This is a genomic window from Aeromonas sp. QDB56, from assembly GCF_027705505.1.
Classification (GTDB): Bacteria; Pseudomonadota; Gammaproteobacteria; order Enterobacterales; family Aeromonadaceae; genus Aeromonas; species Aeromonas caviae.
Genome location: NZ_JAPDBZ010000042.1, coordinates 1 through 23,453, shown reverse-complemented (window position 1 = coordinate 23,453; position 23,453 = coordinate 1). Strand labels below are relative to the sequence as shown.

Annotated in this window: 20 protein-coding genes; 9 read left to right on the top strand and 11 right to left on the bottom strand. The window is 64.1% G+C overall.

Going from position 1 to position 23,453, the window contains the following annotated elements; genetic code table 11:
- Positions 1 to 207 precede the first annotated feature (207 nt).
- From OKB81_RS09080 to OKB81_RS09065, 4 genes are all read right to left on the bottom strand, one after another.
- Positions 208 to 1,203 carry a sulfate ABC transporter substrate-binding protein gene (locus OKB81_RS09080; RefSeq protein ID WP_128271500.1) on the bottom strand — a complete coding sequence of 332 codons (996 nt, stop codon included), beginning with the start codon at positions 1,201 to 1,203 and terminating at the stop codon, positions 208 to 210.
- A gap of 330 nt (positions 1,204 to 1,533) precedes the next feature.
- A complete protein-coding gene (locus OKB81_RS09075; RefSeq protein WP_119197470.1) occupies positions 1,534 to 2,949 on the bottom strand; it encodes an efflux transporter outer membrane subunit in 1,416 nt (471 codons plus the stop codon).
- Positions 2,942 to 6,091 (bottom strand): efflux RND transporter permease subunit, encoded by a 3,150-nt coding sequence (locus OKB81_RS09070; RefSeq protein WP_041213203.1) that lies wholly within the window; start codon positions 6,089 to 6,091, stop codon positions 2,942 to 2,944. Before OKB81_RS09070 ends, OKB81_RS09075 begins: the two co-directional genes overlap by 8 nt.
- A gap of 17 nt (positions 6,092 to 6,108) precedes the next feature.
- Positions 6,109 to 7,290: an efflux RND transporter periplasmic adaptor subunit gene (locus OKB81_RS09065; RefSeq protein ID WP_010673710.1), complete on the bottom strand. Its 1,182-nt coding sequence runs from the start codon at positions 7,288 to 7,290 to the stop codon at positions 6,109 to 6,111.
- A gap of 154 nt (positions 7,291 to 7,444) precedes the next feature.
- Here OKB81_RS09065 and OKB81_RS09060 point away from each other — a divergent pair, with 154 nt between their 5' ends.
- From OKB81_RS09060 to OKB81_RS09050, 3 genes are all read left to right on the top strand, one after another.
- The gene (locus tag OKB81_RS09060) at positions 7,445 to 8,080 is read left to right on the top strand and encodes a TetR family transcriptional regulator (protein WP_010673709.1); all 636 of its coding nucleotides are present in this window, start codon (positions 7,445 to 7,447) and stop codon (positions 8,078 to 8,080) included.
- Positions 8,081 to 8,170: 90 nt separating this feature from the next.
- A complete protein-coding gene (locus OKB81_RS09055) occupies positions 8,171 to 8,734 on the top strand; it encodes a class I SAM-dependent methyltransferase (RefSeq protein ID WP_270805213.1) in 564 nt (187 codons plus the stop codon).
- 167 nt (positions 8,735 to 8,901) lie between these two features.
- Positions 8,902 to 10,077, top strand: a complete 1,176-nt coding sequence (locus OKB81_RS09050; RefSeq protein WP_104454446.1) for a dicarboxylate/amino acid:cation symporter — start codon at positions 8,902 to 8,904, stop codon at positions 10,075 to 10,077.
- A gap of 63 nt (positions 10,078 to 10,140) precedes the next feature.
- Here OKB81_RS09050 and tesB read toward each other — a convergent pair whose 3' ends face one another.
- The 7 genes from tesB to rnm all read right to left on the bottom strand — a co-directional run bounded on the left by tesB (position 10,141) and on the right by rnm (position 15,922).
- Positions 10,141 to 11,004, bottom strand: a complete 864-nt coding sequence (tesB, locus tag OKB81_RS09045) for an acyl-CoA thioesterase II (protein ID WP_039039188.1) — start codon at positions 11,002 to 11,004, stop codon at positions 10,141 to 10,143.
- Between the two features lie 181 nt (positions 11,005 to 11,185).
- Positions 11,186 to 11,557 (bottom strand): endonuclease domain-containing protein, encoded by a 372-nt coding sequence (locus OKB81_RS09040; RefSeq protein ID WP_182957861.1) that lies wholly within the window; start codon positions 11,555 to 11,557, stop codon positions 11,186 to 11,188.
- Between the two features lie 213 nt (positions 11,558 to 11,770).
- On the bottom strand, positions 11,771 to 12,694 hold the full coding sequence (gene rluB / locus OKB81_RS09035) for a 23S rRNA pseudouridine(2605) synthase RluB (RefSeq protein WP_039039190.1): 924 nt from the start codon (positions 12,692 to 12,694) through the stop codon (positions 11,771 to 11,773).
- Positions 12,687 to 13,379 carry an SMC-Scp complex subunit ScpB gene (gene scpB, locus OKB81_RS09030; RefSeq protein WP_043155571.1) on the bottom strand — a complete coding sequence of 231 codons (693 nt, stop codon included), beginning with the start codon at positions 13,377 to 13,379 and terminating at the stop codon, positions 12,687 to 12,689. Before scpB ends, rluB begins: the two co-directional genes overlap by 8 nt.
- Positions 13,380 to 13,420: 41 nt before the next feature.
- Entirely contained in the window at positions 13,421 to 14,302 is an 882-nt protein-coding gene (locus OKB81_RS09025) for a segregation and condensation protein A (protein ID WP_010673703.1), read from the bottom strand.
- The gene (locus tag OKB81_RS09020) at positions 14,295 to 14,915 is read right to left on the bottom strand and encodes an L-threonylcarbamoyladenylate synthase (RefSeq protein WP_010673702.1); all 621 of its coding nucleotides are present in this window, start codon (positions 14,913 to 14,915) and stop codon (positions 14,295 to 14,297) included. Before OKB81_RS09020 ends, OKB81_RS09025 begins: the two co-directional genes overlap by 8 nt.
- 125 nt (positions 14,916 to 15,040) lie before the next feature.
- A complete protein-coding gene (rnm, locus tag OKB81_RS09015; RefSeq protein ID WP_010673701.1) occupies positions 15,041 to 15,922 on the bottom strand; it encodes an RNase RNM in 882 nt (293 codons plus the stop codon).
- Positions 15,923 to 16,346: 424 nt separating this feature from the next.
- On the opposite strand from rnm, the gene OKB81_RS09010 reads away from it, so the two are divergent.
- From OKB81_RS09010 to trpA, 6 genes are read left to right on the top strand one after another with little or no spacing between them, the layout of a single operon-like run.
- Positions 16,347 to 17,981: an anthranilate synthase component 1 gene (locus OKB81_RS09010; RefSeq protein WP_270805212.1), complete on the top strand. Its 1,635-nt coding sequence runs from the start codon at positions 16,347 to 16,349 to the stop codon at positions 17,979 to 17,981.
- A complete protein-coding gene (locus OKB81_RS09005) occupies positions 17,974 to 18,573 on the top strand; it encodes an aminodeoxychorismate/anthranilate synthase component II (RefSeq protein ID WP_069785302.1) in 600 nt (199 codons plus the stop codon). The genes OKB81_RS09010 and OKB81_RS09005 overlap by 8 nt, the downstream gene beginning before the upstream one ends.
- A 10-nt stretch (positions 18,574 to 18,583) precedes the next feature.
- Entirely contained in the window at positions 18,584 to 19,597 is a 1,014-nt protein-coding gene (trpD, locus tag OKB81_RS09000) for an anthranilate phosphoribosyltransferase (RefSeq protein ID WP_270805211.1), read from the top strand.
- Positions 19,597 to 21,102, top strand: coding sequence for a bifunctional indole-3-glycerol-phosphate synthase TrpC/phosphoribosylanthranilate isomerase TrpF (trpCF, locus tag OKB81_RS08995; protein WP_103859107.1), 1,506 nt, complete (start codon positions 19,597 to 19,599; stop codon positions 21,100 to 21,102). Before trpD ends, trpCF begins: the two co-directional genes overlap by 1 nt.
- A gap of 54 nt (positions 21,103 to 21,156) precedes the next feature.
- Positions 21,157 to 22,350, top strand: a complete 1,194-nt coding sequence (trpB, locus tag OKB81_RS08990; protein WP_005323481.1) for a tryptophan synthase subunit beta — start codon at positions 21,157 to 21,159, stop codon at positions 22,348 to 22,350.
- Positions 22,347 to 23,153, top strand: coding sequence for a tryptophan synthase subunit alpha (gene trpA, locus OKB81_RS08985; RefSeq protein ID WP_005323482.1), 807 nt, complete (start codon positions 22,347 to 22,349; stop codon positions 23,151 to 23,153). Before trpB ends, trpA begins: the two co-directional genes overlap by 4 nt.
- Positions 23,154 to 23,453 lie beyond the last annotated feature (300 nt).

The following is a 23,453-nucleotide window of genomic DNA, read 5'->3' as shown; positions in this document are numbered from 1 at the left end:
ACCCTTCGTGCTGTTTGTCCCGGGTCTCTGGCCAAGACGCCGGTGTGACTGCGCCAGAACACCCTCCCCCTCCAGGACACCGCCATCCGCGACGGTCCTGTTCATCTTTCAGAGCCTGACGCACCAACCTGGCCCCACCATCAGAGAGGGCAGCCAGGCAGCCACGCCCCGGCTGCACCTGGGTGAGCATCGTTATCCCGGGGCCCCTCAGCGCTGGGCATAGATCTGGTCGAACACCCCGCCCTCCTTGAAGTGAGTGCGCTGGATCACAGGCCACTCGCCGAAGGTCTTCACCACGTCGAGGAAGGTGGCGTTCGGGAAACGGTCTGCAAACTCGGCGAGGATCGCCGGGTTGCGCGGGCGTAGATAGTTGCTGGCAGCAATGCGTTGGCCTTCGTCGGACCAGAGATAGGCCAGATAGGCTTCGGCCTCCTTGCGGGTACCCTGCTTGTCGACCACCTTGTCCACCACTGACACCGGCAGTTCGGCCACGGCAGTGACGCTCGGATAGACCACCTCGAAGCTGCCACGGCCGAACTCGCGGGCGATCATCTCGGCTTCGTTCTCGAAGGTGACCAGCACGTCGCCTATCCGGTTCTGGATGAAGGTGGTGGTGGCGGCGCGGCCGCCGGTGTCGAGCACGGGAACCTGCTTGAACAGCTTCCCGACAAATGCCCTGGCCGCATCTTCATCGCCCCCCTGCTCCAGCACATACCCCCAGGCAGACAGGTAGGTGTAGCGGCCGTTCCCCGAGGTCTTGGGGTTGGGCACGATGACCTGTACCCCCTCCTTGAGCAGATCAGGCCAATCCTTCAACCCCTTGGGGTTGCCCTTTCGCACGATGAACACGGTGGCCGAGGTGAAGGGGGCGCTGTGATCCGGCAGGCGATCCGCCCACCCCTTGGGCACCAGGCCCCCATGCTCGGCGAGGGCGTTGATGTCGGTGGCCATGTTCATGGTGATGACATCGGCGGGCAGGCCGTCGATGACGGCGCGCGCCTGCTTGCTCGATCCGCCGTGGGACATGTTGATCTGCAGTGGCTCCCCGCCTTCGGCCTGCCAGTGCTTCAGGAAGGCTCCGTTGTACTCCTTGTAAAAATCGCGCATCACGTCATAGGAGGCGTTGAGCAGGGTGGCCGCCTGGGCCAGCGGGGCGAGAGCCAGTCCTGCAATAAGCAGGGTGGCGGGCACGAGTCGTTTCATTTCACATCCTTGGAATGAGGGGCGAGTGACTGACTATAAGAGTCGACCATTTATTCTTTGAAAGAATAATAACGGCACAGCTTATGCGATAAATGGCATCGCCTGGGTCCGTCGCAACGGATGACGGCGATGAGGTGGTCACCTCCAGGCGGGTCATGATGGTTGCCGAGGGCGGCGCCCATGAACGTGGGGCTCCTTCTGCCCGCTCCCTGCCCCGGACAGGGAGCGCCGTTGTCACCTGCCTCGATTTGGCTTCTCGACATAACAGATAAAAAAACGGGGCGAACCTAGTGGTTCGCCCCTGATGCTTTTTACGTCAACCCCGAGGGGTCAACCCTGTTTGTCTGATGCCGGCTCTGCGTCCTTCGGCGCCTGCCAGCCGCCACCGACGGCCTTGTAGAGGGCGACCTGGTTACTCAGCTGGGCGAGCCGGGTGCTGATGAGCCCCTGCTTGGCGCTGAACAGGGAGCGCTGGGCATCGAGGCGGGTCAGGTAGCTGTCCACCCCTTGCTCGTAACGCACCTCCGCCAGCCTGAAGTAGGTCTGGTTGGCATCCACCAGTGCCTGCTGCGCCTGCAGCTGCTGCGCGTAGTCCGCCTGGGCACCGAGGGTGTCCGCGACCTCCTTGAAGGCGCTCTGGATGCTCTTCTCGTAGCTGGCCACCGCCTGCCTGGTCCCCACCTCGGCCACGTCCAGATCCGCAACGCGCTTGCCGCCATCGAAGATGGGCAGATTGATCTGGGGCATGAAGGTCCAGGTGCCGGTGCCGCCGTCAAACAGACCACTCAGCTGGTTGCTGGCGGTGCCCGCCGTCGCGGTGAGCGAGATGGTCGGGAAGAACGCGGCGCGGGCAGCCCCTATGTTGGCGTTGGCCGCCTTCAGGTTGTGCTCCGCCGCCAGGATGTCCGGGCGTTGCTGCAACAGGCTGGAGGGAGCCCCCACCGGGATCGGCGCCAGTTTCACCTCGGCCAGGGTAGCCGGTTGTGCCGCCAGCACCGGGATATCGGTGCCAAGCAGCAGGGCCAGACCGTTTCTGTCCTGCTTCACCAGACGCTGGTATTGCGCCTGGCTGACCTTGGCGTTTTCCAGTGCCGTGCGCCCCTGGGCCAGCTCCATCTCGGAGGCGGCGCCCAGGCGGTATTTGTGCTCGGTCAGGGCATAGCTCTCCTGCTCGGTGGCGAGGGTCGCCTGGCTCAGGGCCAGCAACTCCTGATCCGCCAGCAGGGTGAAGTAGGCATTGGCCACCGAGGCCACCAGCGCAATCTGGGTGCTGCGCTGGGTCTCGATTTGCGCCAGATAGGTCTCAAGGGCCTGATCTTTCAGGCTCTGGATCCGGCCAAACAGATCCAGCTCATAGGCGGTGATGCCGATGTTGGCGCCGTACTGGCTGCTGATGGTGCCCTGCCCCGTACTACTGAGATCGTCGGATCCCTGCTGGCGGGTGCCGCTGCCACTGGCGGCCAGGGTCGGCAACTGGGCAGCCCGCTGGATGCGGTATTTCGCCTCGTAGGCCTCGACGTTGAGGGCTGCCAGGCGCAGATCCCGGTTGCTCTCAAGGGCGGTGCCGATCAGCGTCTGCAGGGCCGGGTCCTGGAACTGCTGGCGCCAGGGGGCGAGTTCCCCCTTGGCGGCCAGGTCAGCTTGCCAGGAGGCGCCTTGGGGCAGCTCGGGGCGCTGGTAGTCGGGGGCCATGGAGCAGCCCCCCAGCATCAGGGTCACGCCCAGGGCGATCAGGGTCTTAGTCATGGTTGATCTCCTTGGTGTGGACACTCTCTTCCCCGGCATGCTTGCGTTCGGTGAAATAGCGCATCACCAGCACAAAGAACAGCGGCACGAAGAAGATGGCGAGCACGGTGGCACTGATCATCCCCCCCATCACGCCGGTCCCGATGGCGTTTCGGCTGCTGGCGCCCGCCCCGGTGCTGATCACCAGGGGCAGTACCCCCAGGATGAAGGCGAGCGAGGTCATCAGGATGGGGCGCAGACGCTGACGCGAGGCCTCCACCACCGCATCCCCGAGCCTCATCCCCTTGTCGTGCAGCTCCTTGGCGAACTCGACGATGAGGATGGCGTTCTTGGCCGACAGCCCGATCGTGGTGAGCAGGCCCACCTGGAAGTAGACGTCATTCTCAAGCCCGCGCAGGGTCGCGGCCAAAATGGCCCCCAGCACCCCGAGCGGCACCACCAGCATGACCGAGAACGGAATGCTCCAGCTCTCGTAGAGGGCCGCCAGACAGAGGAAGACCACCAGGAGCGAGATGGCGTACAGGGCCGGCGCCTGGGAGCCTGCCTGACGCTCCTGGAAGGAGAGGCCGGTCCACTCGATGCCGATCCCTTCCGGCAACTGCTTGACCATCTCCTCGATGGCCGCCATGGCATCACCCGTACTCTTGCCCGGGGCCGCCTCACCGACGATCTCCATGGCGGAGACACCGTTGTAGCGCTCAAGACGGGGCGAGCCGAAGCTCCACTCTGTGCTGGCAAAGGCGGAGAAGGGCACCATCTGGCCCGCGCTGTTGCGCACGTACCACAGCTTCAGATCTTCCGGGTTCATCCGGAAAGGGGCATCCGCCTGCAGATAGACCTTCTTGACCCGGCCTCTGTCGACAAAGTCGTTCACATAGGAGGAGCCCCAGGCTGCCGACAGGGTGTTGTTGATGTCGGTGATGGAGAGCCCCTGGGCCAGCGCCTTCTCGTAATCGATCTTGATGTCGAGCTGGGGCGTGTCTTCCATCCCGTTCGGGCGTACCCGCACCAGGTTGGGATCCTGCGCCGCCATGCCGAGCAACTGGTTGCGCGCCTGCATCAGCTTCTCGTGACCCAGACCGCCGCGGTCCTGCAGGAAGAAGTCGAAGCCGGTGGCCGTGCCGAGTTCCGGAATGGGGGGCAGGTTGAAGGCGAAGACCTGGGCTTCCTTGATGCTGAACAGGAACCCCATGGCGCGGCCGATGATGGCATTGGCGCTGCGCTCTTCTCCCTTGCGCTCGCTCCAGTCCTTGAGCTTGATGAAGGCCATGCCGCTGTTCTGACCGCTACCGGCGAAGCTGAAGCCCGCCACCGTCAGCACGGAGTCCACGTTCTCCTTCTCGTTCTCGAGGAAGTAGTCGCGCATCTCCCCGAGCACCACCTCGGTCCGCTCCTTGGTCGCCCCCACCGGGAGCTGCACCATGGACATGATGACCCCCTGATCCTCTTCCGGCAGGAAGGAGGTGGGCATGCGCATGAAGAGCACCGCCAGCACCGCCAGCATGGCCAGATAGATGATGCCGTAGCGGGTGCCCTGCTTGATCACCTTGCGCACGCCGTTCTGGTAACGGTTGGCGTTGGTGTCGAAGAAGCGGTTGAACCAGCCGAAGAAGCCGCGCTGGGCGCCGAATTCACCGTGCTTCATGGGTTTGAGCAGGGTGGCGCACAGGGCCGGGGTCAGGATCAGGGCCACCAGCACCGAGAGCACCATGGCCGAGACGATGGTGAGGGAGAACTGGCGATAGATGGCACCGGTAGAGCCACCGAAGAAGGCCATGGGCACGAACACCGCCGACAGCACCAGGGCGATGCCCACCAGGGCGCCGGTGATCTGGGTCATGGACTTGCGGGTCGCCTCGAGGGGGGAGAGATCCTCCTCGCTCATCAGACGCTCCACGTTCTCCACCACCACGATGGCGTCATCCACCAAGAGGCCGATGGCGAGCACCAGACCGAACATGGTCAGGGTGTTGATGGAGAAGCCGAAGGCCGCCATCACCCCGAAGGTGCCGAGCAGGACCACGGGCACCGCGATGGTCGGAATCAGGGTTGCCCGGAAGTTCTGCAAGAACAGATACATGACGCAGAACACCAGGAAGATCGCCTCGATCAGGGTCTGCACCACCTCCTCGATGGAGATCTTCACGAACGGCGTGGTGTCGTAGGGATAGACGATCTCCATGTTGGCCGGGAAGTACTCGGAGAGTTCACCCAGCTTGGTCCGCACGTGCTCGGCGGTGTCCAGGGCGTTGGCACCGGTCGCCAGCTTGATGGCGACGGCGGCGGTGGCCTGGCCGTTGTAGAGCGCGGTCGCGTCGTAGTTTTCACCGGCAAGTTCGACCCGGGCCACGTCCTTGAGCTGGACCTTGGAGCCATCCTGGTTCACCCGCAGCAGGATGTTGTTGAACTCCTCCACGGTGGAGAGCCGGGTCTGGCCCATGATGGTGGCGGTAAATTGCTGATCGCTCACCGCAGGGGTCCCCCCCAGCTTGCCGAAGGCAACCTGGGCGTTCTGGGCCTTGATGGCGGCCTGAATGTCGGCCGGGGTCATCTGCACCCGGTTGAGCTTGTGGGGATCGAGCCAGACGCGCATGGAGTACTGGCTGCCGAACAAGGTGATGTCACCGACCCCGTCCAGACGGCTCAGGGGCTCCTTGATGTTGGCTACCACATAGTCCGCCAGGTCATCGTTGGTCATGGCGCCATCGGTGGAGATGAAGGCGGCCACCATCAGGAAGCTGCTGGAGGTCTTCTGGACCCGCACGCCCTGTTGCTGCACCTCTTGGGGCAGGAGCGACATGGCCTGTTGCAGCTTGTTTTGCACCTGCACCTGGGCGATGTCGGGATCCGTACCCGGCTTGAAGGTGAGGGTCACGCTGACGTTCCCTGACGAGTCCGATTGCGCCGACATGTAGAGCAGGTGATCCAGCCCGGTCATGTTCTGCTCGATGATCTGGGTCACCGAGTCTTCCACCGTCTTGGCGGAGGCCCCCGGGTAGCTGGCGGAGATGCCAACCGCCGGCGGGGCGATGGTCGGGTACTGGGCCACCGGCAGGCCGATGATGGCCATGGCCCCGGCCAGCATGATCACCAGGGCGATCACCCAGGCGAAAATGGGTCTATCTATGAAAAAACGTGCCATGAGGCGACTACTCCATCCTACTGCTTGGTTGCCGGGGTCTGTTGTGCGCTGTTGCCGGCACGTTCAGTGGGCGCCACCACGACCCCGGGTTTGACTTTCTGCAGACCGGCGACGATCACCTTCTCGCCAGCCTTGAGACCGGACTCCACCACCCAGCTGTCGCCGGACATGCGGCCGACCTGCACTTCACGCAGCTCCACCTTGTTGTCCGCCGTCACCACCATGACGGTGGCACCGCCCTTGGGGGTACGGGTCACGGCAGTCTGGGGCACCAGCAGGCCTTGCGGGCGCTCGCCCTCCTGCAAGGTGGCGCGCATGAACATGCCGGGCAGCAGCAGTTGATCCGGGTTGGGCACGATCACCCGCAGGGTCACCATGCCGGTCGCCTCGTCCACGGTCACGTCGGAGAACTGGAGGGCTCCTTTCTCGCCATACTGGCTGCCATCTTCCAGCTGGAAGCTGACACCGGCGCCGTCCTTCTCCCCCTGGGTCAGCTTGCCCTCGGCCACCAGGCGCTTGAGGCGCAGCAGGTCGGCGGTGGACTGGCGCACGTCCACGTACATGGGATCGAGCTGGGAGATGGAGGTGAGGCTGTCCGCCTGCTGGGCGGTCACCAGGGCACCCTCGGTCACCGCCGACTTGCCGATGCGGCCGCTGATGGGGGCCGTGATGCGGGTGTAAGCCAGGTTGATGTTGGCGGTCTGCAATGCGGCCTTGGCGGCCCCGATCTCGGCCAGCTGCTGTTTCCAGGCCGCGTCGGCGTCGTCATACTCCTGGCTGCTGATGGCTTTCACCTTCACCAGCTCGGCGTAGCGCTGGGCCTTGAGGCGGGCGCTGCGCTCGTTGGCCTCGGCCTTGGCGAGGTTGGCCTTGGCGGAAGCCACTTCGGCCTGATAGACGGCGGGATCAATCTGATAGAGCAGCTGACCGGCCTTGACGTCGCTCCCCTCGGTGAACAGGCGCTTGAGGATGATGCCGTTCACCTGGGGACGCACCTCGGCCACCCGCAGGGGGGCGGTGCGGCCGGTGAGCTCGGACAACAGTTGCAGGGGGGCCGTATGGAGGGTGACCACGTCCACGGCGGCGGGAGGCATCTCCCCCATGGCCTGCTGGGCCCCGTCCTTGTCACCACAGCCAGCCAGCAGGCCGCTTGCCAGCAAGGCAAGGCCAACCGAACGTGCGAGAATATGTTTATGCATCAAGTCTCTGAACCTCAGTTTCAATCAAAAAGAAGTGACAAAACCACAGGGTTTATAAGGCCCCTGTTGGTAAAACGGCGAAGATGAGGCAATATACATACATTCATGAATGTATGTAAGAAACTTTTTTCACTTTTAAACAGGACCGGAGTCAATGGCCAGACGCACCAAAGAAGAGGCGCAGCAAACCCGCTGCAACATCATGAGCACGGCCCTGGATCTCTTCTGCCAACAGGGGCTGGCACGCACCAGCCTGACCGATATCGCCAAGGCGACGGACCTCACCCGGGGCGCCATCTACTGGCACTTCAAGAATAAAGAAGAGCTGTTCGTCACCCTGTGGGAGGAGCTGTGTGCCCCCCTCTCCCACCAGCTCGATGCCTGCGTCGACGAGGCGGAGCCGGATCCCCTGGGCAAGCTGCGCAGCTTTCTCAAGGAGGTGATGCTCAAGATCAGCACCGAGCCCGCCCACCAGCAGATGTTCACCATCATGTTCAATCTGGAATCCATGGAGGGAGAGGCCGCCGTCATGCGCGAGCACATGCACCTGCAATCCATGAATTTCTTCCGGGATCTGGAGATCACCCTGGCCAATGCCGTGCGTCGCGGCCAACTGCCCGAGGGGCTGGATCTGCGCCGCGCCGCCACCCTGCTCCACTGCACTCTGGACGGCTACATCATCAACTGGCTGCACTTCCCGGATCGCATCGATCTGATTGAGGAGTCGGACTTTCTCCTCGATACCCTGTTCACCCTCATCGCGAGCCCCACCCTTCGCCGCCACCCCTGAGTCTGCAAGACGCGCCGCCCCCGCCAATGCTCAACAGCCGGGGGCAAACCTGCTAGAGTAACGCCCCCCACCACGATGAGCCCGACACCCTTGCCACACGCCCCCGCGCCGGCGCACGACGCCGCCCCTCGCCCCGCCCTCGTGGCAGGCGCCCATGCCCCCTTCCTGGCCCTGCTGGGCAGCGGCCGTCATCTGCTGGAGGCCGGTTGCGGGGCAGGAGAGGATCTGCGCCTCTTTCGCCAGCAAGGCCTCACCGTGACCGCCTTCGATGCGAGCCGGGCGCAGGCCGCCGCCGCCTCGCGCCTGTGCGGCCAGCCGGTGCGGGTCTGCCGCTTTGAGCAGATGCAAAGCGTCGTTCCCTATGACGGCATCTGGGCCAGCGGCGCCCTCCCCTGTCTGCCCGAACACGAGATAGCCCCGGCGCTCGGTCATCTGGCCACCCTGCTCAAGGCCGGGGGCCCCCTCTACGCCTCCTTCCCCCACGGGAAGGGCGAACCGCTGCCACGGTCGGGGGAATATCCCCTGCAGACCCGGCTCGACGAGGCGGGGCTGCGACGCCTGATCGCTCCCCTCCCCTTCACCCTGCACCATGGCTGGGTGGGGGAAGATGAAGTGAACGGCCCCTGGCTGCACGCCTTGCTGGTGCGGCGCTGATCCGCGCCCCCCCCGGGGACAGTGACACCTCACGGCATTCAGCCCGTTAACAATATTTAACCCTGAGTTAACCACCATAAAGCAGACAAGATGCGGTGTTTGTGTTAAAAAGCGGCATTAAAATCAAAATTAAATAACAAATCAGACACCAACACCTGGATTCCCCCATGAAACTCGTTCTCAATCTGGTTGCCGGTATCCTCGCCGGCCTGCTGCTCGGTCTCTATGCCCCCGAATGGGTCGCCCGCGTGCTGTTCACCGCCAAGACGGTGATAGGCCAGCTCATCACCTTCACCATCCCGCTCATCATCCTCTTCTTCATCATGAGCGGCATCGCCAGCCTGCCGAAGCACTCCGGCAAGCTGCTGGGCAAGACAGTGGGGCTCTCCTACTGCTCCACCATACTGGCGGGCCTGTTCGCCTTCACCGTGGCGAGCCACCTGATCCCGCACCTGACCACGGCCGCCGAGCCCACCGCCGAGGCTGCCACCAAGCTCGCTTCCTACATCAACCTCGAGATCCCGCCCCTGTTCGGGGTGATGTCGGCCCTGGCCGCCGCCTTCGTGTTCGGCATCGGCATCAGTGCCACCCAGGCCACCGACCTGCGCCGGGTCGCCGATCAGGGCCGTGACATCATCGACCGCCTGCTGGCACGCGTGATCATTCCCCTGCTCCCCTTCTACATCGCCGGCGTCTTCGTCGAGATGACGGTGGAAGGCACCGTCTTCGCCACCCTCAAGACCTTCGGAGTGGTGCTGGTGATGGCCATCGTCATGCACTGGATCTGGCTCTGCGTCCTGTTCGTCGGCACCGGCCTCGCTCAGGGGCGCTCCCCCGTCATGCTCATCAAGAACATGCTGCCCGCCTACTTCACCGCCCTTGGCACCATGTCCAGCGCCGCCACCATTCCGGTGGCCCTGCAAGCCAGCAAGCGCAACGGCGTGAGCGACGGCATCGCCAACTTCACCGTGCCCCTGTGCGCCACCATCCACCTGTGCGGCTCCACCATCACCCTGGTGACCTGCGCCACGGCGGTGATGTTCCTCTCCGAACACCTGGCCATTCCGGGCTACGGCACCATGGTGCCCTTCATCATGATGCTGGGCGTCATCATGATTGCCGCGCCGGGCGCACCGGGTGGCGGTGTCATGTCCGCGCTCGGCCTGCTCACTTCCATGCTCGGCTTCGGTGAGGCCTCCATCGCCCTGATGATCGCCCTCTACCTGGCCCAGGACAGCTTCGGCACCGCCTGCAACGTCACCGGTGACGGCGTCATCGCCCTGTGGGCCGACCGCTTCGCCCGGGGCGAGCCAGCACTCAGCACCGAGCAGGACGCAGCCTGATAGCGCAGGCAATAAAAAACGGGAGCCATCGGCTCCCGTTTTTCGTTGGCGCAAGAGGGCGTCTCAGCCCCGGCGACGGATCACCCCTTCCTGCATGGTGCTCGCCACCAATACCCCATCCCGGGTGAAGAACTGGCCGCGCACCAGACCCCGACCGCCGCTGGCGCTCGGGCTGTCCACCACGTAGAGCAGCCAGTCGTCCAGCCGGAACTCCCGGTGGAACCACATGGAGTGATCGATGGTGGCCACCTGCATGTCCGGCTCCCAGTAGGAGACCCCGTGGGGCTGCAGAGCGGCGAACAGGAAGTGGAAGTCGGAAGCATAGGCCAGCAGGTAGTTGTGGACCCGCTGATCGTCCGGCACCGGGCCATTGGCCTTGAACCAGGTGTAGCGAAGGGGCTCGTGAACATCCGGGCGAATGGGGTCCACCAGGGTCACCGGGCGAATTTCGATGGGCTTCTCACACAGGATCTTGTCCCGCAGGGCCGCCGGGATCATCTGCTCGTAGGGACGCACCAGCTCCAGCTCGCTCTTGAGCTGCTCGGGGGGCGTGATGCCGGCCGGCATCTTCGCCTGATGCTCGAAGCCCTCGGCCTCCACCTGGAAGGAGGCGTTGAGGTAGAAGATGGGCTTGCCATTCTGGATGGCCTTGACCCGGCGGGTGGAGACGGTCTGGCCGTCGCGGATGTTCTCCACGTCGTAGACGATGGGCTTGTTGGCATCCCCGGGGCGCAGAAAGTAGGAGTGGAAACTGTGGACCTGGCGGTCGCTTGCCACCGTCTGCTTGGCGGCTGACAAGGCCTGCCCCATCACCTGTCCGCCAAACACGGATCGCAACCCGAGATCCTGGCTCTGGCCCCGAAACAGGCCCTCCTCGATCTTTTCGAGCGCCAGCAACGCCAGCAGCTCATCCAGTACCTTGCTCATTGGTTTCTCCTGTCTTTGTGCGCGAAAGGCTAACAAGCCCGTCCCGACAGGGCAACCATCCTGATGCACATCCCCGTCTGCAACCACCTCCCCTTCAAAAAAGGGAAGTCTATGACGCTTTCCAGCCCGTACAGAGGGCACTCTGGCCCCCTCCCCTGGCAAGGGGAGGGCTGGGGTGGGGTCAGACGCGATCAAGCCATGCCCGAATAGAGACAACCACCCCGGATAGATTTTCCATCACCTCCCTGTTGCTAAATCTCAGTACCGTCAGCGACAGGGCCGCCATGTAGGCATCCCGTCGCTTGTCATGACGCAAACCCCGCATGTCGAAATGGCTGTCGCCATCAACCTCAATGACCAACAACCGCCCGGGGCAGTAAAAATCCGCAATGTATGGGCCTATACCTTGCTGACGGCGAAACTTGACTCCGAGTTGCCCAGCCCGAAGCGCCTGCCACAATCGCCGTTCAGGCTCTGTTGGATTGTTTCGCTGTTCACGCCGTTTATCCAGCGTGGCCTCGCGGTTGAAAACACGCACTGGCTTCTCGTTCATGACAGTATTCCTCCGACTATGACCCCTGTCAGCATAACAACTACTCACCCCCTCCCAGCCTCCCCCTTCAAAAGGGGGAGGAGCTTGTCTGGCCCTTTCTCTCCCCTGTGCGATTCAGTCTCAAGGAGCCCGGCAGGAGCAGAAAACAAAAAAGCCCGCACCTTGGGGTGCGGGCTTGTGGCGTGTCGGGGGCGAGCGGCCCGTGGCGGCGGCTTACTTGCTGCCGGTGCCGGAATTGCGGGTGGAGGATGTCGGCTTGCGACGGGCGGTGGTGGCACGGGCGCGCGGCTCCTTGCCCTGCATCTCCTTGTGGCGCTTCACGGCGCGACGGATCTGGGCGGCCTGCTTGTGGCGGGTGCTCTTGCCATCCTGCTGCAGATCGACCTTGGATTCGGTCTCGTTGGGCAGGTTGACCAGGCCGCGCAGGTAGTTCACCTCGGGCAACTTCAGCTCCTGCCAGCCGCCGCGGGGGATGCCGCGATCCAGCTTGACGTCGCCGTAGCGGATACGCATCAGGCGGCTCACCTGCACTTCCTGGGATTCCCACAGGCGGCGCACTTCCCGGTTGCGGCCCTCGGTCAGGGTGACGTTGAACCACTGGTTCAGCCCTTCACCGCCGGCCGGCTTGATCTTGTTGAACTTGGCCATGCCGTCTTCCAGCTGCACGCCCTTGCGCAGGCGCTGCAGCATGGCTTCGGTGATCTCGCCAAAGACCCGCACCGCGTATTCCCGCTCCACTTCGTGGCTCGGGTGCATCAGGCGGTTCGCCAGCTCACCGTCGGTGGTGAACAGCAAGAGACCTGAGGTGTTGACGTCGAGACGACCCACCGCAATCCAGCGGGCACCATCCATCTTGGGCAGACGATCAAACACGGTGGGACGTCCTTCCGGATCGTGGCGGGTGCACATCTCCCCTTCGGGCTTGTGGTAGGCCAGCACGCGGCAGATCACTTCCTCTGCGGCGCGGGTCTTGACCTGGTGGCCATCCACCCGGATCACGGCGTTCACTTCGACGCGATCCCCCAGCGTGGCGACCTTGCCATCCACGCTGACCCGACCTGCGGTGATCAGGGCCTCCATCTCACGACGGGAGCCTTGACCCGCGCGGGCCAATACTTTTTGCAGTTTTTCACTCATCGGGTTTACCTGATTGTTGATCGCTGCCCGCCGACATCGCGGACAACCTTGGCTCTTGTGGGACGGCCCCGTTGGCCTCCCCACCATGTTCATGCTCAGCACGGCCTGCCAGAGGCTGACCGTCACCGCCCTCGCCCGGCATGAGCGACAAGGGGGCCTGCAGCTCGGGATCCAGCTCGGGGAGCTGCTCCAGACTCTGCAGGTTGAAATAGTCCAGAAATTCACGGGTGGTGGCGAGCAGCTCGGGGCGACCCGCCACCTCCTTGTGGCCGATGCTGCGCACCCAGCCACGCTCCTTGAGGGTGTTGACGATCTGGCTCGACACCGCCACCCCGCGGATGGCTTCTATCTCCGCCCGGGTGATGGGCTGACGATAGGCAATCAGCGTCAGCGTCTCCATCACGGCGCGGGAATAACGGGGAGCCCGCTCGCTCCACAGGCGCGACAGCTCCTCGGCATACTCCTGGCGGGCCTGGAAACGCCAGCCGGAGGCCACCTCTTTGAGCTCGACCCCCCGCTCGCTGTAATCCTGTCTGAGCTCTGCCAGCAGCAGCTGGACATAGCGGCCGGTGACCGGGTAGTCCGAGAGCACGCTGCCCTTGATTTCGCTCACCGTGAGGGGACGCCCCGCCACGAAGATCGCCGCCTCGATCAGGGTCTTCAATCGTTCAGCAGGCAGCGCCACGGTGGACCTCCCGGGTCCACGCCCCTGGCGCCGCCCCTCGCTCAGTGTAGATGCTCATGCTCCTCCCCCTTCCCCTGACTCGCCAGGGCAAAATGGATGGGGCCCAGAGGCTCTGCCTGCAAGATCCAGATCAATTGTTCCTTGCACAGCTCCAGCAGGGCCAGGAAGGTCACCAGCACCCCCATGCGCCCCTCCTCGGCTCGCAGCACCTGCTCCAGGCGCAGGGTCTGGCCCAGGGAGAGCATGGCGAGGATCTCCGCCATCCGTACCCGGGTCGGGATCTGCTCGCGGCGGATCTGGTGATGTTCAAAATGAGTCGCGCGTTTTACCACACTTTGCATGTAAAGGGCGAGTTCAACCAGAGAAACATCGGGCGCCAATGGCTTCAAGGCACCAAAATCCGGCGCCATGGCGGCGGCGACGAAGATCTCCCGCTCCACCCTCGGCAGGGCATTGACCCGCTCCGCCCCCAGCTTGTAGCGCTCGTACTCCTGCAGGCGACGAATGAGGGTGACGCGAGGGTCTTCTCCCTCCTCCTCGTCTTCCAGCTCCGGGGCCTTGGGTAGCAGCAGGCGGGACTTTATCTCCGCGAGCCAGGCCGCCATCAGCAGGTATTCCGCCGCCAGCTCGAGGTTGAGACCCTGCATCAGATCCACGTACTCCATGTACTGGGCGGTGATCTGCAGGATGGGCAGGTTGAGGATGTCGAGCTGCTGGCGCCGGATGAGGTAGAGCAAGAGATCCAGCGGCCCCTCGAAGGTGTCGAGAAACACCTCCAGCGCATCGGGGGGGATGAACAAGTCCTGGGGCAGCTCATGGTAGGGCTGCCCCAGCACGGTGGCGATAGGCGGGGGAAGGGAAGCCTCCCCCGTCGTGCCCGCGGGGGTTGTCAGCGCGGGCACGGGGTCGGCAAGATCACTCAAACGGCGTCGGATCCCCGGCACCGCGGCGACGCAGCACAGGCTCGTCGTCGGAGAAGTCCACCACAGTGGTGGGCTGCTCGCCCAGATACCCGCCGTTGACCACCAGATCCAGCTGCTTGCCGAGCTTGTCGGCGATCTCCTCGGGGTCGAACTCCGCCATCTCGGAGCCCGGCAGGATCAGGGTGGTGGAGAGCAGCGGCTCACCGAGGGCCTCGAGCAAGGCCAGCGCGATGTTGTTGGCCGGGACCCGGATGCCGATGGTCTTCTTCTTCTCGTTCATGAGGCGACGCGGCACCTCCTTGGTGGCCTTGAAGATGAAGGTGTAGGGTCCGGGGGTGTTGTTCTTGACCAGCCGGAAGGCGGTGTTGTCCACCTTGGCATAGGTGGAGATCTCCGAGAGATCACGGCACACCAGGGTGAAGTCGTGGTTCGGCTCGATGCGACGGATGCGGCAGATGCGCTCCAAAGCATCCTTGTTGCCCATCTGGCAGCCCAGGGCGTAGCCGGAGTCGGTGGGATAGACGATGACGCCGCCGTTTTGCAGGATCTGCACCGCCTGGCTGATGAGGCGAACCTGGGGATTGTCGGGATGTACGTAAAAATGCTGACTCATATGCTCTTCTCGCGATAGGGGGCACGCTCGTTGCCCGCTTCATGGTCAAGGGCCCCTTGGCCCATGACACTACCTTAACCTGTTTGACGCAGACTCGCCTGCATCAAAGATGCCGGCCCGTGGGGTCAGCGGCTGGCCAGCAGGCCCGCATGCTCCTCGGGGGTGAGCCCGAAATGACCGGGGTGACCGAGCCACAGCGGCATCCCCTCCTTGGGGAGCCAGAGGTGGCGGCCAAGCTCGGTCCAGTTGGAGGGGAAGTGAAAATCGGACCCCACCGAAATATAGAGATCGTGCTCCCTGGCCCACTGGCCGAGATTCGCCCGCTCCTGGGGGCTCTGCTGGGGCAGGGAGACCTCCATGGCATCCCCCCCGACGGACTTGAAGGCCACCAGCAACCGCTTGATCCACTTGGCGGTGAGATTGTAGCGGCTCGGGTGGGCCAACACCGCCAGCCCGCCTGCGGCGTGGATGGCCTCGATGGCCTCCCCCATCCCAGGCCACTCCGCGGGCACATAGCCCTTGTTGCCCCGGCTCAGGTACTTCTTGAACACCTTCTGCATATTGTCGGCCACCCCGCGCGCCACCAGCACCCGGGCAAAGTGGGCCCGGGTCACGGCAGCGTCACCGGCAAGCTGCTTGGCCTCTTCATAGGTGCCCGGGATGAGGCACTTCTCCAGACGACGCCCGATTTCCTCGGCGCGCGCCTCCCGGCGAGCCCGCTGCCCTGCCAGAAAGGCGAGCAACTGGGGATTTTTCTCGTCCACCCCGAGGGCCACGATGTGGATCTCGTGATGCTCCCACCCGGTGGAGATCTCCACCCCGCTCACCAGGCGCAGTGGCAACTGGTCGGCCGAGATGGTCTGGCGCACCTCCTCAAGCCCGTCGAGGGTATCGTGGTCAGTGACCGCTAACACCTCCACCCCTTTTTCGGCGGCGCGGCGCACCAGGTCGGCGGGGCTCAGCACCCCGTCCGAGGCGGTGGTGTGGCAATGCAGATCGAATCTCATCGGCGTGTTTCGCTCTTGTTTGGGACCTGCCTGGAAAAGGCCGGCAAAAAAGCGACTTGACTTGGCCGCGGCTTTATCGTTTTCTGTAGGCACTTCATTGCAAACATCTTTTTACAGGACTCAATCTCATGCAAGCGACTTCCATCCTGACCATCTGGTGGTGGCACACTCCCTGACATGCGGGCGTGTGGTCGTTGCTGTACCTGTAATCTGACAGCAAGTTAAGAACCCAAAGAAAAAGCCCGCTGACCCCAGCGGGCTTTTTTATTATCCGGCAAATGGACCTGTGATGAAACCGACAATTCAGAGAAGCACACTGACATGGCGATGGCGAACTCGCTGACGTGACCCGAACCCGACCCATTTTCAAGAGAGACAGCGCCATGACCATCGGTGACACACAACACATGCAAGGGAAGGCATTATGACAGGCAACAAGACCCGTTTGCCCCTGGGCGAATTCGATACCATCCGGCTCAATGCCCCCTATGTGACAGACCCCCTGGCACTCTATACCCGACTCTGCCAGGACAGACCCAACAACCTGCTGCTCGAATCGGTGGAGATCGACTCCAAGGCCGGTACCCAGAGCCTGCTGCTGGTGGATGCCTGCCTGCGCATCGAGTGCCGCGGCCGCGCCGTGCAGGTGCGCCCCCTCGGCGACAACGGCGCCGCCCTGCTGCGCCTGCTGGAGCAGCGCCTGCCCGCCGTCATCACCCAGACCCAGGTGGCGGACGAGCTGCACCTCGACTTCCCGGCGTCCGATCGGGAGCTTGACGAAGACAGCCGCCTCAAGGGCAGCAGCGTGCTGGACGTGCTGCGCACCCTGCAGCGGGAGCTGCAATGCCAGCAGGGCAAAGAGGCCCTCTTCATGGCGGGCAGCTTCGCCTACGACCTCATCGCCTCCTTTGAAGACTTGCCCGAGGTGCCAGAGGGGAGCAACGACTGCCCTGACTACTGCTTCTATGTGGCCGAGACCCTGATCACCATCGACCACATCAAGCAGAGTACCCAGTTGCTGGCCTGCCTGTTCGGCGGCGAAGAGGATGAGCAGCTGGACGCGCGCTACGCCCGCCTGACCGCTCGCCTCGAGTCCTTCAAGCAGGCCTGTCAGCAGCCGCTGCCTGCGCCGCAGGGCTCGGCGCCGCTGACCGGCGTCCTGGCCGTCGACAAGGGGGACAAGCAGTTCTGCGCCGAGGTCGAGAAGCTCAAGGGCTTCATCCGCCGTGGTGACATCTTCCAGGTGGTGCCGTCCCGCAGCTTCTCCCTCCCCTGCCCGGATCCCGTCGCCGCCTATCGCCGCCTCAAGCAGACCAACCCCAGCCCCTACATGTTCTACGTGCAGGACGAGGGCTTCACCCTGTTTGGCGCCTCCCCCGAGAGCGCGGTCAAGTTCTGCGCCAACAGCCGCCAGGTGGAGATGTACCCCATCGCCGGCACCCGCCGCCGTGGCCTCAACCCGGACGGCAGCATCAACCTGGATCTGGACGGCCGCATCGAGCTGGAGCTGCGCCAGGACGAGAAAGAGGTGGCCGAGCACCTGATGCTGGTGGATCTGGGTCGCAACGACATCGCCCGCATCTCCGCCCCCGGTACCCGCTACGTCAAGGATCTGCTGAAAGTGGATCGCTACAGCCACGTCATGCACCTGGTCTCCCGGGTGGTGGGCACCCTTCGCGCCGACCTTGACGCCCTGCACGCCTACCAGGCCTGCATGAACATGGGCACCCTGACCGGTGCCCCCAAGCTGCGCGCCAGCGAGCTTATCCGCATGGTGGAAGGCAAGCGTCGCGGCAGCTACGGCGGCGCCGTGGGTTACCTGAACGGCGCGGGGGAGATGGACACCTGCATCGTCATCCGCTCCGCCTTCGTGAAAGAGGGGGTAGCCCATGTCCAGGCCGGCGCCGGGGTGGTCTATGACTCCAAACCCCAGGCCGAGGCGGACGAGACCCGTGCCAAGGCGGCGGCCGTGCTGGCCGCCATCGCTGCCAGCCATGGCACCTCCCTGCAGGCCCTCAGCGCCCAGCAGGAACAACACAAGGACGTGAGCCATGACTAACATCTTCCTGCTCGACAACTTCGACTCGTTTACCTACAACCTCGTCGACCAGTTCCGCACCCTGGGCTACCCGGTGCGCATCTACCGCAACAGCCTGCAGGCGAGCCGCATCATGAGTGAGATCGACGCCTGCGAAGGGGACGCCGTCCTGGTGCTCTCCCCGGGGCCGGGCGCGCCCCATGAGGCGGGCTGCCTCATCGACCTCATCAAGCTGGCCCGGGGCCGGGTGCCCATCCTCGGCATCTGCCTCGGTCATCAGGCCCTGTGCGAAGCCTACGGCGGCACCGTCGGGGCGGCGGGGGAAATCGTCCACGGCAAGCGCTCCCTCATCGAGCACAACGGCCATGGCGCCTTCGCGGGGCTGCCGAGCCCCTTGCCGGTGGCCCGCTACCACTCCCTGGTGGCCACCTATGTGCCACAAGAGTTGCAGGTGATTGCCCACTATCAGGGCATGCCCATGGCCATCGAGCAGCGTGACGAGCGGGTGCTGGGCTTCCAGTTCCACCCGGAATCCATCATGACCAGCGAAGGGGCCCGCCTGCTCACCCAGGCCCTCGCCCATGTCACCCGTCCAGAAAGCCACGTGCGGTAAGGAAGAGACCATGCATCAACATCTCAACACCCTCTATCAGGGTCAGTCTCTCACCCGCGACGCCGCCCGCGACGCCTTCGGCCAGGTGGTTCGTGGTGAAGTGGATCCCATCGTGCTCGCGAGCCTTTTGACCGCTCTCAAGATCAAGGGGGAGACCCCGGAGGAGATCGCCGGCGCCGCCGAGGCGCTGTTGGCCGAAACCCGCGACTTCCCGCGCCCGGACTATGCCTTCTGCGACATCGTCGGCACCGGAGGGGACGGCCTCAACACCATCAACGTCTCCACCACCTCGGCCCTGGTGGCCGCCGCCTGCGGCCTGAAAGTGGCCAAGCACGGCAACCGCTCGGTCTCGAGCAAGTCGGGGTCGAGCGATCTGCTCGATAAAATGGGCATCAAGCTCGACATGAGCCCGACCCAGGCCCGCCGCTGCCTGGACGAGCTCGGGGTCTGCTTCCTGTTCGCCCCCCAGTACCACGCCGGGGTGCGCCATGCCATGCCGGTGCGCCAGGCCCTCAAGACCCGCACCCTGTTCAACGTGCTGGGGCCGCTCATCAACCCCGCTCGTCCCAGCTTCCAGCTGATGGGGGTCTATGCCCCCGAGCTGGTGCGCCCCATCGCCGAAACCCTGCTGGCACTCGGCCTGAAAACCGGTATGGTGGTGCACGGCGCCGGTCTCGACGAGATTGCCATCCACGGCCCGACCCAGGTGGCGGAAATCCGTGACGGCGAAATTCGCGAGTACTTGCTCACCCCGGCGGACTTTGGCCTCGACACCTACCCGGTCAGCGCCATCCAGGGCGGTGAGCCCGAGGAGAACCGCGCCATCACCGCCGCCATCCTGGAAGGACGCGGCAGCCCGGCCCACAACGCCGCCATCGCCGCCAACGTGGCGCCGCTCCTGGTCATGGCGGGCGAGGCCCCGGACTTTAGGCAGGCCGCCGCCCGGGTGCTGGCGGTGCTGGCAAGCGGCCAGGCCGCCCTCCTCGCCCGGGATCTCGCCACCCTGAGCCATCAGGAGGCATGATGTCAGCCACCACCACAGCGTGCCCCAGGGGCACTCACCCAGAACGCCCGACGGGCAACAGCCAGCTTCGCAAGGATAACGAGATGTCAGATGTCATTGCTCCCCACGCCTTTCTGAACATGGCCTCCATCAGCCAGACCATTCTCGGCAAGATCGTGGCGGCCAAGCAGGAGTGGGTCGCCGCCCGCAAGGAGAGCCAGCCCCTGGCGAGCTTCCAGGACGCGCTGACCCCGAGCGATCGGGACTTCGAGGGGGATCTGCGCCAAGGCTCCACCCGCTTCATTCTGGAGTGCAAGAAGGCCTCCCCCTCCAAGGGCTTGATCCGCAACGACTTCAGCCCGGAGGCCATCGCCGACATCTATGGCCACTACGCCACCGCCATCTCGGTGCTGACGGACGAGAAGTTCTTCCAGGGGGATTTCGCCTTCCTGCCCCGGGTACGGGGCCGCGTCCAGCAGCCGGTGCTCTGCAAGGACTTCATGATTGACCCCTATCAGGTCTATCTGGCCCGCCACTATCAGGCGGACGCCATCCTCCTGATGCTCTCCGTGCTCACCGACGAGGGGTATCGCGCCCTGTTCAAAGTGGCGAAAGAATTGGGCCTCGGAGTGCTCACCGAGGTGAGCAACGAGGAGGAGCTGACCCGCGCCATCGACCTCGGCGCCCCGGTGATTGGCATCAACAACCGGGATCTGCGGGATTTGAGCGTCGATCTCGCCCGCACCCGGCAGCTGGCGGCCAGGATCCCGGGGGATCGGGTGGTGATCAGCGAATCCGGCATCAACCACCGCGCCCAGGTGGCGGCCCTGCGCCACCACGCCAAGGGCTTCCTGGTGGGCTCTTCCCTCATGGCGGAGCCGGATCTGGAGGCCGCGGTGCGCAAGCTCGTGCTCGGCCAGAACAAGGTGTGCGGCCTGACTCGTCCCGAGCACGCCGCCGCCGCCCATCAGGCGGGCGCCGTGTTCGGCGGCCTTATCTTTGTGGCGAAAAGCCCGCGCTACGTGGACATTCCCGCCGCCCGCGCCGTGATGGCGGGTGCGCCGCTCTCTTACGTCGGGGTGTTTCGCAATGCCCAGCCCGCCACCATCGCCAAGACGGTGGATGCGCTGGGGCTCGCCGCCGTGCAACTGCACGGGGATGAAGATGCCGCCTATGTCGAGGCACTGCGCGCGCTGCTGCCGGCAGGCTGCCAGATCTGGAAAGCGGTTGGAGTCACAAGTGGCGAGCCCCTGCCCGCCCTCGACTACCAGGTGGATCGCCTGCTGCTGGATACGAAAGTGGGCAGCCAGAGTGGCGGCACCGGCCAGGCGTTCGACTGGGCCCTGCTGGCCAATCTCGATAAAGCCAGGCTGATGCTGGCGGGGGGGCTCAACCCCGACAACGCCCTGCAGGCCGCCCAGGTGGGCTGTGTGGGCCTCGATTTCAACTCCGGGGTGGAGAGTGCCCCGGGCCAGAAGGATGCGCACAAGATGGCGGCGGCCTTTGCCGCTCTGCGAACCCTCTAGTGACATGTACCAAATTAATGAACTGCGTTTGCCTATAAGCACAAGGAATAATGTATGACCCTGCTCAATCCGTTTTTCGGTGAATTTGGTGGTATGTATGTACCCCAGATCCTCATCCCCGCCCTGCTCCAGCTGGAGAAGGCCTTCGTCGATGCCAAGGATGACCCGGCCTTCGTTGCCGAGTTTGGGGAACTCTTGACCGAGTATGCCGGGCGCCCGACGCCCTTGACTCTCACCCGCAATCTGACCAAGGGAACCAAGACCCGGCTTTACCTCAAGCGTGAAGATCTGCTGCACGGCGGCGCCCACAAGACCAACCAGGTGCTGGGCCAGGCCCTGCTCGCCAAGCGCATGGGCAAGAGCGAGATCATCGCCGAGACCGGCGCCGGCCAGCACGGCGTCGCCACTGCCCTGGCCTGCGCCCTGCTCGGCCTCAAGTGCCGGGTCTATATGGGGGCCAAGGATTGCGAGCGCCAGAAGCCGAACGTGTTTCGCATGAAGTTGATGGGGGCCACAGTGATACCTGTGCACTCCGGCTCATCCACCCTGAAGGATGCCTGCAACGAGGCGCTGCGTGACTGGGCTGCCAACTACGACAGCGCCCACTACCTGCTCGGCACCGCCGCCGGCCCCCACCCCTTCCCCACAATCGTGCGGGAGTTCCAGAAGATGATCGGGGAAGAGGCCAAGGCCCAGTGCTTCGAGAAGGAGGAGCGCCTGCCCGACGCCGTGATCGCCTGCGTCGGCGGCGGCTCCAATGCCATCGGCATGTTTGCCGACTTCATCGATGAGCCGTCGGTGCGCCTTATCGGGGTCGAGCCCGGTGGTCACGGCATCGAGAGCGGCGAGCACGGTGCACCGCTCGGTCACGGCAGCAAGGGGGTCTTCTTTGGCATGCACTCCTACCTGATGCAGGACAAGCAGGGGCAGATTCAGGAGTCCTACTCCGTCTCGGCGGGGCTGGACTTCCCCTCCGTCGGCCCCCAGCACGCCCACCTGGCCTCCATCGGCCGCGCCGAGTATGTCTCCGTCACCGACAAGGAGGCGCTGGACGCCTTCCAGGAGCTGGCCAAATCAGAAGGGATCATACCGGCGCTGGAGTCCTCCCATGCCCTGGCCCACGCCCTCAAGATGGCACGCAGTGAACCGGAAAAAGAGCAGGTGCTCATCGTCAACCTCTCCGGCCGTGGCGACAAAGACATCTTCACCGTTGCCGACATTTTCGAGAAAGAAGGAACCTTGTCATGAACCGTTACGCACAACTCTTCTCCCGTCTGGACAAGGCCAATCAGGGCGCCTTCGTGCCCTTCGTGATGCTGGGTGATCCCACCCCCGAATTGTCCCTGGCCATCGTCGATGCCCTGGTCGAAGGGGGCGCCGACGCCCTGGAGCTCGGCATTCCCTTCTCCGATCCGGTGGCGGACGGCCCCACCATACAGGGTGCCGCCCTGCGTGCCTTTGCCAGCCACACCACCCCGGACGACTGCTTCGGCCTGCTCACCCGCATCCGTGCCAAGTACCCGCAGCTCCCCATTGGCCTGCTGGTCTACGCCAACCTCGTCTATGTGCGACACATCGACGGCTTCTACGAGAAGTGCCAGCAGGCGGGCGTGGATTCGGTGCTGGTCGCCGACGTGCCGGTGCAGATGTGCGCCCCCTACAAGGCGGCGGCCGACAAGTTCGGTATCGACAGCATCTTTATCGCCCCGCCCAACGGCGACGCCGAGACCCTGAAACAGGTGGCGGAACTTGGCAGCGGTTACACCTATCTGGTGAGCCGCGCCGGTGTGACCGGTGCCGAGACCAAGGCCGGCATGCCGGTGGATGGCCTCATCAACACCCTGCGCGAGTTCAAGGCCCCCCCCGCCCTGCTCGGCTTTGGCATCAGTGAACCGGCTCAGGTGCGTGAAGCCATTGCCGCCGGTGCCGCCGGTGCCATCTCCGGCTCCGCCGTGGTGAAGATCATCGAGACCCACCACAAGAACCCGGAGCATATGCTCACCCGTCTGAAAGAGTTTGCGGAAGGGATGAAGGCCGCGACCAATCGATAAGGGGCGCACTGGCCAAATGCCCTTGGCCGTGAATGATACGGCTGCGTATCCGCCTCAGCCATAATGATATCAGCGTACCAAAGGGAGCCTAACCGGCTCCCTTTCTATTTCGTATTTGTTGTGATCATCAACATCGTTGTACCGTTTCTTGGGAAGGCAATAGGAGAAGAACCTCAGAGATCCCCTCATTTTTAGAGACTCAAATAATTCCAAGTGTGCGGGTATATAACCGACATTCCGCACCTGATTTAGGAATAAATTTGCCGATAGCGCTCACCCAATACCTCCAAAATGATCTGC

Bases quoted from the DNA above. Each gene is read 5' to 3' on its own strand.
- tesB (WP_039039188.1), bottom strand. From the start codon at position 11,004: ATGAGCAAGGTACTGGATGAGCTGCTGGCGTTGCTGGCGCTCGAAAAG.
- OKB81_RS09005 (WP_069785302.1), top strand. From the start codon at position 17,974: ATGACTAACATCTTCCTGCTCGACAACTTCGACTCGTTTACCTACAAC.
- OKB81_RS09040 (WP_182957861.1), bottom strand. From the start codon at position 11,557: ATGAACGAGAAGCCAGTGCGTGTTTTCAACCGCGAGGCCACGCTGGAT.
- trpD (WP_270805211.1), top strand. From the start codon at position 18,584: ATGCATCAACATCTCAACACCCTCTATCAGGGTCAGTCTCTCACCCGC.
- OKB81_RS09070 (WP_041213203.1), bottom strand. From the start codon at position 6,091: ATGGCACGTTTTTTCATAGATAGACCCATTTTCGCCTGGGTGATCGCC.
- trpCF (WP_103859107.1), top strand. From the start codon at position 19,597: ATGTCAGCCACCACCACAGCGTGCCCCAGGGGCACTCACCCAGAACGC.
- OKB81_RS09080 (WP_128271500.1), bottom strand. From the start codon at position 1,203: ATGAAACGACTCGTGCCCGCCACCCTGCTTATTGCAGGACTGGCTCTC.
- OKB81_RS09060 (WP_010673709.1), top strand. From the start codon at position 7,445: ATGGCCAGACGCACCAAAGAAGAGGCGCAGCAAACCCGCTGCAACATC.
- OKB81_RS09010 (WP_270805212.1), top strand. From the start codon at position 16,347: ATGACAGGCAACAAGACCCGTTTGCCCCTGGGCGAATTCGATACCATC.
- OKB81_RS09050 (WP_104454446.1), top strand. From the start codon at position 8,902: ATGAAACTCGTTCTCAATCTGGTTGCCGGTATCCTCGCCGGCCTGCTG.
- OKB81_RS09075 (WP_119197470.1), bottom strand. From the start codon at position 2,949: ATGACTAAGACCCTGATCGCCCTGGGCGTGACCCTGATGCTGGGGGGC.
- trpB (WP_005323481.1), top strand. From the start codon at position 21,157: ATGACCCTGCTCAATCCGTTTTTCGGTGAATTTGGTGGTATGTATGTA.
- trpA (WP_005323482.1), top strand. From the start codon at position 22,347: ATGAACCGTTACGCACAACTCTTCTCCCGTCTGGACAAGGCCAATCAG.
- rluB (WP_039039190.1), bottom strand. From the start codon at position 12,694: ATGAGTGAAAAACTGCAAAAAGTATTGGCCCGCGCGGGTCAAGGCTCC.
- OKB81_RS09020 (WP_010673702.1), bottom strand. From the start codon at position 14,915: ATGAGTCAGCATTTTTACGTACATCCCGACAATCCCCAGGTTCGCCTC.
- rnm (WP_010673701.1), bottom strand. From the start codon at position 15,922: ATGAGATTCGATCTGCATTGCCACACCACCGCCTCGGACGGGGTGCTG.
- OKB81_RS09065 (WP_010673710.1), bottom strand. From the start codon at position 7,290: ATGCATAAACATATTCTCGCACGTTCGGTTGGCCTTGCCTTGCTGGCA.